10 protein-coding genes are annotated in these 11,515 nt (G+C 53.3%); all 10 read right to left on the bottom strand.

Annotation, left to right across the window (positions count from 1 at the left end; genetic code table 11):
* Positions 1 to 251 precede the first annotated feature (251 nt).
* The 10 genes from pfkB to KTH89_RS18195 all read right to left on the bottom strand — a co-directional run bounded on the left by pfkB (position 252) and on the right by KTH89_RS18195 (position 11,515).
* The gene (gene pfkB, locus KTH89_RS18240) at positions 252 to 1,178 is read right to left on the bottom strand and encodes a 1-phosphofructokinase (RefSeq protein WP_238722636.1); all 927 of its coding nucleotides are present in this window, start codon (positions 1,176 to 1,178) and stop codon (positions 252 to 254) included.
* 9 nt (positions 1,179 to 1,187) lie between these two features.
* Positions 1,188 to 2,237, bottom strand: coding sequence for an aldo/keto reductase family protein (locus KTH89_RS18235; protein ID WP_158348179.1), 1,050 nt, complete (start codon positions 2,235 to 2,237; stop codon positions 1,188 to 1,190).
* Between the two features lie 109 nt (positions 2,238 to 2,346).
* Positions 2,347 to 3,396 (bottom strand): galactitol-1-phosphate 5-dehydrogenase, encoded by a 1,050-nt coding sequence (locus KTH89_RS18230; RefSeq protein WP_238722635.1) that lies wholly within the window; start codon positions 3,394 to 3,396, stop codon positions 2,347 to 2,349.
* A gap of 108 nt (positions 3,397 to 3,504) precedes the next feature.
* A complete protein-coding gene (locus KTH89_RS18225; RefSeq protein WP_238722634.1) occupies positions 3,505 to 4,989 on the bottom strand; it encodes a xylulokinase in 1,485 nt (494 codons plus the stop codon).
* A gap of 27 nt (positions 4,990 to 5,016) precedes the next feature.
* Complete coding sequence (fba, locus tag KTH89_RS18220) at positions 5,017 to 5,865, bottom strand: class II fructose-1,6-bisphosphate aldolase (protein ID WP_158348185.1); 849 nt, start codon at positions 5,863 to 5,865, stop codon at positions 5,017 to 5,019.
* A 152-nt stretch (positions 5,866 to 6,017) separates the two neighbouring features.
* The gene (locus KTH89_RS18215) at positions 6,018 to 7,025 is read right to left on the bottom strand and encodes a LacI family DNA-binding transcriptional regulator (RefSeq protein WP_238722632.1); all 1,008 of its coding nucleotides are present in this window, start codon (positions 7,023 to 7,025) and stop codon (positions 6,018 to 6,020) included.
* 118 nt (positions 7,026 to 7,143) lie between these two features.
* On the bottom strand, positions 7,144 to 7,800 hold the full coding sequence (locus KTH89_RS18210; protein WP_158348187.1) for a helix-turn-helix transcriptional regulator: 657 nt from the start codon (positions 7,798 to 7,800) through the stop codon (positions 7,144 to 7,146).
* A gap of 174 nt (positions 7,801 to 7,974) precedes the next feature.
* Positions 7,975 to 8,994 carry a succinylglutamate desuccinylase/aspartoacylase family protein gene (locus KTH89_RS18205; RefSeq protein WP_158348189.1) on the bottom strand — a complete coding sequence of 340 codons (1,020 nt, stop codon included), beginning with the start codon at positions 8,992 to 8,994 and terminating at the stop codon, positions 7,975 to 7,977.
* Between the two features lie 42 nt (positions 8,995 to 9,036).
* Positions 9,037 to 10,254, bottom strand: a complete 1,218-nt coding sequence (locus tag KTH89_RS18200; RefSeq protein WP_158348191.1) for a DUF819 family protein — start codon at positions 10,252 to 10,254, stop codon at positions 9,037 to 9,039.
* A 43-nt stretch (positions 10,255 to 10,297) separates the two neighbouring features.
* Positions 10,298 to 11,515 (bottom strand): pyridoxal phosphate-dependent aminotransferase, encoded by a 1,218-nt coding sequence (locus KTH89_RS18195; RefSeq protein WP_238722631.1) that lies wholly within the window; start codon positions 11,513 to 11,515, stop codon positions 10,298 to 10,300.

Genomic DNA, 11,515 nt, shown 5'->3' with positions numbered 1-11,515 from the left:
GCCTATTCACCAGGAACACGTGATGTGTTCCCGGTTCAGAGGCTCTTGCCCGTCGGACGTGAAGTCCGCCGTGCATCCTGAACCCGGCTTTCCGATTCCCCTAAGCGGATACTCAGCCGCCCTATGCGCTCCAGGGAGATACAAAAGAGCCCGTCCGCCCCCGCCGCCTCCTTCCCTACTCTGGTGCAGGTTTAGAGGAATTTCCCCGCTCTGGTGCAGGTTTAGGGGGAATGGATTGGAAGAATTTTTACTTACAAAATTTCGGCTTTGACTAAAGAATAGATTTCTTGCATGTCTTCGGGGCGGTAATGGCCGGTGGTTGGGGTCAGTGTGTTGGCTGCGGAGACCGCGACTGCGTATTTTAGGGCTTGCTGCAGGGGGTAGCGCCGCTCAAAGCTAACGGCGAAGGCGGCTACCATGGAGTCGCCGCAGCCGACGGTGTTGATGGCGTTGACGGCTGGGGGGGCGGCTTTTAGGATTCCTTCTTTGGATACGCAGACGGCGCCTTCTTTGCCCAGGGAGACTACGACATAGGGGATGCCCATGTCATGGAGCTTAACGGCTCCCTGAATGATGTCGTTCCGGTTGGTTATGGATATGTTGAGAAGGGTTTCTATTTCATCCGCGTTTGGTTTGATCATGTCCGGGAGGGCTTTGATGCCTTCGGTCAGCGCTGGGCCGCTGGTGTCCAGGATTACGGTCTTTTGCCGGTCTTTGGCTATGCGGATCAGGGTGGCGTAGATGTCTGGCGGGGCGCCCTGGGGGATACTGCCGGATAGGGTGATTACGTTGCTTTTGTCTACAAGGGCTTCGTATTTTTTCAGGAAGGCTTCGATCTCTTCTTCGGTTACCGGTTCGCCGGGTTCCAGGAATTCGGTGGAGACCCCGTCCCGGGACAGGATGTTCAGACAGTTCCGGGTTTCTTTTGCCGTGTGGACGAAGTCGTAGGCGATGCCGGCTTTGCTTAGCATCTCTTCCAGGAGGGCGCCGGCATGGCCGCCGCAGAAACCGGTGGCCAGTATCTCTTCCCCGCATATTTGGATTACGCGGGCTACGTTTAAGCCTTTTCCTCCGGCTGTGTTGTTACAGCTTTTTACCCGCATTACGGTCCCTTTTTCAACGTCCTCGACCTGATAGGCTTTGTCAATGGATGTGTTCAGAGTGACTGCTGTTATCATATGGGCCTCCTATTTTTTGGTGTAACCGTTCCAGCCCGGGATCTCTCCTCCCAGGTCCCACAGGTCTTCCCAGTCGTCGGCGCCTTCCCAGAGGAATACCTGGCCTTTGATCAGACGGCAGTTTTTGTCCACGCCCTTTAGAAGCTCTAATTCTTCTTCCGTCAGAGGGTCTTCGAAGCTGCAGCGAAGATTTCCCATGTATTGGTCCCGATGGACGGAGAAGGGGATGGGGGTATGGCCTCTTTGAACCGCCCATTTCAGGCATATAATGGCCGGGTGCACGCCGTGGGCTTTTGCGATCGCCTGTACTTCCGGCAGCTCGATGTCCGCGATGTCGTCCGGGGTTTTGTCCCTGTCCGGGCGTGTCGGGGAACCGATGGGGCAGAAGCCGATGATCTGGATGTCATTCTCTTTGCAGAAATCATATAGCTCCGGCTGCTGGAAACAGGGGTGCAGTTCCATTTCGTTGACGGCCGGCTTGATGCGGCAGTCTCTTAAAATCAACTGGAGCTTCGGAATCGTTACATTGGATACGCCGATGTGTTTTACCAGTCCCATGTCTACCAGGCGCTCCATCTGCCGCCAGCATGCCATGAATTCTTCATGGATATACGGCCTGGAATTGGGATTTCTGGTGTCTACATCGCAGCCTGGCGGATGATAGTTGGGGAAAGGCCAGTGGACAAAATACAGATCCAGATAATCCAGCCGCAAATCTTTTAATGTTTGGGCGCAGGAGAGCAGCACATCGCCTTTTCCGTGCATGTCGTTCCATAATTTGGAGGTGACGAACAGTTCTTCCCTCTTGATACCGGCTTTCATGGCGTTTTCTAACGCCACTCCTATTTTGTCTTCGTTCCCGTAACAGGAGGCGCAGTCGATCAGCCGGTAGCCGGATTTTACCGCGTCTTCCACCGCGTTCGCTATGTCGTCCGCGCCAAACCGGTCGGAGCCGAAGGTTCCGATGCCGATTCCGGGCATTTTGGCTCCGGTGTACAGGGTTCTTTGCGGTACTTCCGCGGGATTGACCGCATCTTCACGAATCACATCATTTCCCATTTTGATTAACCTCTTTTCTACTAAATTTGATTGTATTGATGAATTTTTTATTTCTCTTGCTCTTGGTTTTGAAAGGTATTCCTTGTTTGCTCCGGGCGAATGGCCCGCCTTATGCTTCGGAATCAATCAAAAGCTTTCCCTTGACCTGCCCGGGCACCTGATACATTGCAAACGCCTCAGCAATCCGGCTCAGGGGAATCTTCCTGTAAATCAGGGATTCGTCGAATTTCAGCTCCCCTGTTTTAAAGTAATGAGCCGTCAGTTCCCACTCTCTGCCCGGGAACGGCGCGCTGTAGGACATCCAGGAGCCGGTCAGGGTAAATTCCTTCCGGTTCATATTTTCCCAATCCTTCACGGTGAAGGTCAGTTCTTTTGTGGGCGTCCCGATAAAACATACCTGCGCCTTATTTCCGGCCGCTTCAAACGCCATATGCATCGTGGCCGTGTTTCCGGCGGTTTCATATACATAGTCATATCCTCTTCCGTCCGTCAGGGCCAGCGCTTTTTCCATATAATTTTCTTCCAGTGTGTTGATGACGTCATCCGCGCCCAGTTTTTTGGCAAGGGAGAGACGTTCCTCACTGATGTCGAACACCACGACTTTGCGGGAACCGAAGATCTTCGCCCACTGCATAGTGAACAGCCCGATGGTTCCGCCTCCCAGGATCGCAACCGCGCCGCCTCCCTGGTAGTTTACCCGCAGCAAGCCGTGAAGGGCCACGGTAGACGGCTCGAAAAAAGCTCCCTGCTCAAAGGATACGTTCGCTCCGAATTTTACCGCGTTGCGCTCCGGCACCACCACGTATTCCGCGAAACTTCCATATTCTCTGGAACCGATGAAGCTATAATTCTTACACAGTGAATAGTTTCCCTTCTGGCAATCCTCACACTGCATGCATGGTACCAGCGGTACGCCGGCCACCCGGTCGCCCGGCTTCACACCGGTCACACCTTCGCCGGTCTTTTCCACCACTCCGGAAAACTCATGCCCCAGCACATTGGGAAAGAAATGGCAGGCATCCCCATTTACTCTCGGAACATCGGAGCCGCAGATCCCGGTATATTTTACCTTAATCAGAACCTGACCGGCCTTGGGGGAAGGCGTCGGTATCTCCTCGTAACGGATATCCTCTCTTGCGTGAACAACTCCTGCTTTCATGATCTAACCTCACTTTTTCGTTTTCATATATCATTCATAGTGCCAATGAATTCCACAGGTTTCTATTGCATAGCGCTCTGACGTCGGCGTGCCGCGTCAGTAATATTTTCAGTGATATTTATGGAAGGTTTCCTTCAGATCCTCATATAGCTCCAGATAAAGCTCCATGGATTTCTGATAGAACCGGTGTTTTTCCATATCCGGCTTATGTTCTCTGGTGATTACGATCGTCTCCTTCACCGCCTGAGCGAAGCTTTCATATACGCCCACGCCCACACCGGCCAATATCGCCGCTCCCAGGGTGGTCGCCGTATCCGAAGTGGGCACCTTGATCGTTTTTCCGGTTACGTCGGCTTTGATCTGGGTCCACAGTTGGCTGTTGGCAGCTCCTCCCATGGCGACCAGTTCCTCTACCTGCACGCCGGTTTCCGCCGCGGTGGACAGATTATGCTGCAGCGCAAACGCCACGCCTTCCAGCGCCGCCCGCACCATATGTCCTCTGGTCTTGTCAAATCCCAATCCATAGAACACTCCTTTGGCATCCGGGTCCCAGATCGGCGAGCGCTCGCCGGACATATAGGGCAGGAAGACCACACCGTCGCTTCCGGCCGGAATCTTCTCCGCCAGCGCGGTCAGGTCATCAAAGGAATCCCCGGCTCCCAGTTCCTGCCTGAACCATCTCAGAACTCCGCCTCCGCCTACCGTACCGCCCTGAAGAAGCCACAGATCCGGCACCACATGAGGGCCTAAGATCAGCTTCGGGTGCGGCGTCGCCCGGTCCACGCAGATGCTCATGCCGCCCGCCTGGCCGCCCTGCTCCTGCGTCTGCCCCGGCAGGTATACCCCGGCTCCCAGCGTTCCGCACGCCGCGTCCAGTCCCCCCGCGACTACCCGGGTTCCGGGCGCCAGTCCGGTCTGCGCCGCGGCTTCGGCGCTGACTGTCCCGATCACTTCATGGCAGGCAAAAAGCTGCGGCACCTTATCCACGGAAAGCCCCATATCCTTGGCCAGTTCCGCGTCATAGCGAAGCCCGTTAATATCGAAGAAATGTAATCCGTATCCCTGGCAGACCTCCTGGGACATTACTCCGGTCAGCTTCATCCCGATATAACTGTTGCTCTGCAGAAATTTATCGGTTCTTTTATAGACTTCCGGCATTTGTTCTTTGAACCATATCATTTTTGGAGTGGTATAGGACGGTTCAAATCCATTGCCCGATACTTCGAAGATCCGGTCGAACCCGATCTCCCGCGTCACCCGGCCGGCGATCTCTCTCGCTCTTATATCCATCCAGATCGGTGTGTTATGTAGGCATTTTCCTTCTCTATCTACCGGTATGCAGGACCAGCTCTGGCCGTCTATCCCGATACCCGCGATCTGATCCGGCCGTATACGGGCCGTTTCGATAGTCTCCCGGATTCCTTTGCAGATCGCAGCCCACCATTCCTCCGGATCCTGCTCCACCCAGCCCGGCTTCGGATAGTAGACCGGATATCCCTGGTTCGACTGGGCCAAAACCTTTCCGGAAGGCTCAAACAGCGCCACTTTACATGCTGATGTTCCAATATCAATTCCCAATAATAACTGATCCATCCTGATCCTCCGCTATCGCCTTAACCTTCAGGCTTTGCCGTCACACCCGCAGACTTTCATGCGGTTCATGACCAGCTGTTTCACATTTTCCCGTCCCACAGCGCCGTATTTCTTCGGATCGAAAGTTTCCGGCGCCTCTGCCAGCACTTTTTTTACACCGTCGCTGTAAGCGATCCGCAGTTCCGTCGCAAAATTCACCTTGCATATTCCTCTTTTGATACTCTCTTTTACGGCTTCATCGGACAATCCGGACGCGCCGTGGAGTACCAGCGGAATTTCCACGACTTTGCGGATCTCGCTCAGACGGTCCAGGTCCAGCCTGGGTTCCCCGCTGTACACGCCATGCGCGGTTCCGATCGCCACAGCCAGCGAGTTCACCCCTGTCCTTTCCGCGAATTCACAGGCTTCCATCGGATCGGTATAACCACCGTTTCCGCCATCCAGATCGTCTTCTTTTCCGCCCACTTTGCCTAATTCCGCTTCCACGGAAACCCGGGACGGCGCGCACGCATCTACCACCCGCTTCGTGACCGCTATATTCTCCTCGAATACGCTGTGGGACCCATCGATCATAATGGAAGTATATCCCACGCGAAGCGCCTGCATGGCCAGCTCGAAGCTGCTGCCGTGATCCAGGTGGATCGCAACCGGAACCCTGGAATTTTTCGCTGCGGCCAGCGCATTGGCGTAGTAGTAATCCAGGCCGGCATATTTTACCGTAGAAGGGGTCGTCTGCATAATAACCGGAGCGTTTAATTCCTCCGCCGCCGCCAGGACCGCCTGCACCATCTCCATGTTTTCTACATTAAAGGCGCCTACCGCATATCCTCCGTTTCTTGCATCCAGTAACATTTGTTCTGTTGTAACCAGTGGCATAATCTTCTCTCCCTTTCTTTTATTAATCGCTTTTTCCTTCTTCTATAGGTTTATATGTAGATAAATGGAAAGCGGATCTCGTTGTATCAATTCTTTTCATCTTTTCAATTCGTATCAGATCCGGATATGCTGTTTGAAAATGATTTACAGCTTTATCCGGTGATTTCCCGAATGGAATCCCCGCAGATCAGTTCCGTCTTCAGATGAACGCTAACCGGTTCGCCCTCTATGTCAAATTCCAGGCGTTTCAGCATTAATTCCGCGGCCTGTTCCGCGATCTCATCCATGGGCTGCACCACCATCCACAGTTTGGGCCGGATGACCTGGGAAAGCATCATATTATCAAATCCGACTATCGATATATCCTCCGGGAACTTAAGCCCGCTCTCATTTAACGCCACAATGGCTCCCAGCGTAATCTCGTAATTACTCAGGAAGACCGCCGTAGGACGTTCTTCCATCTCCAGCAGCTCCTGCATCCCACGGTATCCGTGCTGTACCGAAAGTTCTCCCCGCTTGATGAGTCCGTCCTCAATCTTTTGGTTGGCGCTCTCAAGCGCCTCAAAGTAACCCCGAAGCCGTTCTCTTGCCGTATACTCCTGGTCACCGCCGCAGATCATACCGATTCTCTGGTGGCCTTTCTCAATCAGTACCGAAACCGCCCCCCTAACCGCTTCGCGGTTATCGACCAAGACGGTATCAAACATGCCGTTACCAAAGGTACGGTCTATTAATACAACCGGAACCTTCCTCTCCACCGCCGGCTTTAAATACTCCGCGTTGCCCGACGTGGGCAGGGTGATAATCCCGTCCACCCGCTTACTCAGAAGAAAGCGGATCTCCTGCTCCTCCAGCTTCAGATCTCCCCGGCAGTCACACACGATCGTCCCATAATCGTGCTGCCGCAGGATGTCTTCTATCCTGGCTATAATCGTACTGGCAAATATATTGTCCAAATGGTGGATCAGTACACCGATCGTCTTAGTCTTGTTCTTGGCCAGCCCCCTGGCCACTTCGTTGACCTCATAGTGAAGTTCACGGATCGCCTGCTCAATCAGCGCCCGGTTCTCCGGCAGTACGTTGCCGCCGTTCAGATATTTGGACACTGTAGCCAGGGACAGCCCGGTCATTTTTGTAATATCTCTTATGGTAGCTGCCACCGAAATCCCTCCTGTTCTTTCTCGCAAGAGCGAACCGGTTCGCTCTTTAGGTTTATCATATACTTTGGTTATGAAAATGTCAATCATTTCTTCTCATTCTTTGTTGCGAAAATAGCTCCTACTTTTGATTCCGCAAATGCAGATAAACCGTATTTTTGGACAATCCCAGCATCTCCGCCACCTGTCCGACCCCATCCTTCAGGTTGAAGATCCCCCGTTCGTTCAGCCGCGAGATAATCTCCTTATTCACATTGCTGGGGGAGATATCCTTGTCACTGATTACCGTAGCCTTTTCCTGAATCACAGCCTTCTCGATGACCTCGGACACATTTTCCGCGAAAGTCTCCGACACGCTGTCATTTTTTACATCCGGCGAAAACGAATGGATCAGGGAAGACAGCGGCATATCCAGATAGAAATTCATGCACATCAGGCCGATAATCCTGCCGCCCTCACCGCGGATCGCGATGGTGCTGGCTTTTATGGGCGCACCGTTTTTATTTTTCGCAAAATAAGTGGCGTAAGGCATCCGCTCGTCCTGACTGATATTAGCGAGCATAGTCAACGCCAGATCCGTAATCGGAGCTCCTTCTTTGCGGCCGGTATAATGGCCGTTGATGATTTTGATTACCGACTGGTCCAGGTTTTCCAGACTGTGCAGGACAATCTCATACCCCTCACCCAGATAATCAGAGAGCCCTTCCACATATGTTTTAAAAGCTTCCAGGATTGCATGGTCTGTCTCTGTCAACACCATATTCTGCTCATATTTCATTATGACCCCTCCTGCCAGATTATCCTAAGATTAACAATAAAATATTACAGCACGAAACGCCTTCTTGTCAATTCCGGACGGCAAAGGGCCGCTGCTCTGTAGATCTGTCATCTACTTTGCAGCAGCCCCTGTATTTAGTATGTTATGAGACGCCTTTGTGCTGTAGCCTCATTTTCACTCGATGGCATTCGCAATTACAAAGAGCATATCGCCCGGCTCCACACCGCCGTGCACCACCATATTCGTCATCAGGCCATTGCACGGACAGATATCCCGGTGTATGACATCACCGTTCCAGTCAATGGTGTAGCCTAACTCCTGGCCCTCATAGACCAGATCGCCGCTCTTGATATTGATGAAGTGAAGCCCGCCTTTCTGAGCGAAGAGCACATTGCCTCCGGAATACACCGTGGGCTCTACCACCACAGGTTCGCCTTCCAGCATACCGATGGATTTCATTACATTTCTCAGCGCGTCGCAGGCAAAATCCACATGCTCCTTTACCAGCTTGCCCTCTCCGCCGATCTCGAAGAACACGGAGGGAATCCCGCGGTGATTGGCTTCCGCAACGGCGCAGCCGCGGCCGGGATAGTTGGGCATCTGCGGGATCGTGCCCTGGGGTACTTCCCAGATCTTCTCGGACATGAACATTCTGGCCAGTTTTCTCGTCTTCTCATCCACCGGCTCTCCGATGGGCAGAATCTCGATATTCATATCCAGATCCTCATGCAGTTCACCGCCGTGCATATCCACATGCCAGTCAGCGATAGAGATAAAGGTATTAAAGATCCGTTCAGCAGCCTGCTTCGTGGGGGATATTCCCAGGTGCAGCTGATCCTTACCGGAGTCCTCGCCTTTCTGCTCACCCGTAGGGAATGCCGAGTTCATATTCACGCCGTCCAGCGGGGAACGGTTGGCATACTTGAACTGCAGCCCCATTACATTTTCTACGTGGACCAGGATCAGGGTTCCCGCCACGTCCTTCGGATCGATCTCGTTGGAGAGACGGAGCGTCGCCGCCATGCCGATCAGCTCATTGGGATGAACCCCCGCCGTGATCGTCAGGGTCGGACCGTCCTTCGCCCCGTTGATGACAGTGACCGGAACTTCGATCTTATTGACCGTCATTTCAGCGGCCAGGAAGTTCCATTTTAATTTTGTTCCCTTCGGTATTTCCCGATTATCAATTAACACGAACTATCATTCCTTTCTGATTTAAACTTTTTTATCCTGCGCTTATGCGCCAAAGATGGTGCCGATCAGGATTCCACAGATATTTCCGATCACGTTGCCCAGAGTACCTACCAGGATTCCGGGAACAACCAAGCTGTCCCATCCTTTCGCGATAGCCAGGGCCGCCGCGGTGGAAGCTCCGCCCACATTGGCATTGGAGGCAACCATAGCGTCCTCGATTCCGAATTTGAGCAGTTTTGTAAATACCAGCGTCACGATAATATTTACGCCGACGATGATGATACAGCACACGAAGAAGATAGGCGCGTCATTTACCAGCAGACGCAGGGAGACCGGCGCGCTCATGGTAGCGAAGAACATATAGATAAAATAGGTTCCGAATTCCTGCGCTCCCTTTATTTCATTCAGCTGTTTATGGAAAACAGTTGCCGCCACCACCGCAATGAGCGTGATGATCAGGTACTTGCTGCCCAGCAGCGCGTTACAGAAATTCAGGAAGAAATTGCCGGTGGGGATCGCCGCCGAGAAGAAATCCGCCAGGGGCGTGGACACCGCCACGATAACCACGGAAATGCCCAGTGCCAGCGCGATATCCTTCAGGGAGATTTCCTTACGGGACCAGTAATTCGCGGCGTTGGTTTTGCCGTTTGCGTTCTGTCCTTCAACGGTTGCCAGATGATCTTCGATGGGATGACGGAAATGCCGTTTAAAGAATGCCATGCTGGGAATCGTCATCAATGCAAAGAAGAAAAACATCATGGTGATCGCGTCCGCCACATTGGCTGTGGAAACCATAGTTCCGCTGGCGCCGTAATTTTCCGCCATAGCCACAAAGTTGATTCCTCCGCCTATGTAGGAACCGGTAATCATTGCCAGGAATTTGCCCACTTCAGGGATAAACCGGCCTACCGTGAAAAACGCAATGACAGAGCCCAGCATCGTGCCGCAGGCGCTGAGCAAAAACAGGATTAACAGCCGTCCGCTGTTTTTCGCAATTTCCCGGATATTCGCCCTGAACAGCAGCAGCGGCAGGGCCATGGGAACCAGATAGGTGCCCACAAATCCGTAAGCAGGCGCATCCTCCGGTATGATCCGCAGGTTGGATAAAATCAGTGTCGTCAGCAGCACCAGGATACAGCCGGTCAGCTTCGCGGCCCATTTGTACCTCTGCTCCAGACAGATTGCAAGGGCGACAATGCCACACAGCACCGCCATCAAACCAATATTGTTGTCTACTGAAATCAACGTACTTGTACTCATGCTTTCTCTCTCCTCCACTTCCTCATTTGCCTAAAAACTCATCTCATTGCTTAACTTCCCTTTCTCCGGCAATCCCGTTCAGAACCCCGGCGATACGCTTAAGGGCCTGACGGGCCGCTTCCTCGTCCCCAAGACAACCGTGGATAATCCGCAGACAGCCTGCACCCTGGCTTCCGTATGCTTTGCCGTCGTTGACCGCCACACCGGCCTCCTTAAGGATTCTGTCCACGATCTCGGTGGAATCCCCCAGGGCAGATACATCAAGCCAGCAGTAAAACGCCGATTCAGGCCGGTACATCCGAACGCCCGGAATACCGGACAGTTCTTCCCAGGCCATGTCTCTGCGCCGCTCAAAGGCCCGAATATTTTCCTGCAAAAACGCGGGATGCCGGAAAGCCTCCAGCGCCGCGATCTGAGAGAGGGTATTCGTCGCCCCGAGAACATTCACCGCCGCTCCGTGGAACACATCCATCACCCGGTCGTCCGCAACCAGATAACCCACACGGAACCCGCTCAGTCCCATTCCTTTGGAAATAGAGCATACGGTCACCGTCCGCTCCCACATTCCGGGAAGCGCGGCGGGGGAGACAAACTCTATCCCATCGAACACCGAATCCTCAAAGGCCTGATCCACAATAAGCGCCAGGTCTTTCTCCACCACAAGCCTGGCCAACTCTTCCAGCCCTTCCCTGCAAAAAACGGTGGTGGTCGGGTTGTTGGGATGGGTCAGGACGATAGCCTTTGTCTTCGCCGTTACCGCGCGGGCGAAGGCGTCCACATCCAGCTGATACCCATTTTCCCGGTCTAACGGTACCGGAACCGCCGTAGCGCCCAGCAGCTGTACGTTCAGAAAATTATTCGGATAGCTTGGATCCGGCACCAGCACTTCGTCCCCAGGACCTATAAACGCGCTCATGGCAAAAAACAGGCCGGAATCCGAACCAGGGGTGATAATAATATTCCGTCTGGGGTCCGCACAGATCCGGTTGAAATTCTTTAACTTCACCGCTAATTCCTGCCGCAGCTCCAGAGAACCGATGGGCATGGTATAGTGGGCGGGAAATCCGGTTTTTACAGCTTCCGTCAGAACCTTCTGAATGTGCGGCGGAATAGCCGGGTCCGGATAAAAAGGATCCGCCCATCCCATCAGCGTGACCTGTCCCTCCATGGAAGCAAAACTGTCGCCCACATCAGCCTTCGTCACTTTGGAAAACAGGCCGCCTTCCACTCCCCGGTACCGCTCCGCAATCTTAACTGACAT

It is taken from the genome of Diplocloster agilis (assembly GCF_019042275.1).
GTDB lineage: Bacteria > Bacillota > Clostridia > Lachnospirales > Lachnospiraceae > Diplocloster > Diplocloster agilis.
The sequence above is the reverse complement of the archived record's forward strand: the minus strand, read 5'-3'. Positions and strand labels throughout refer to the sequence as shown.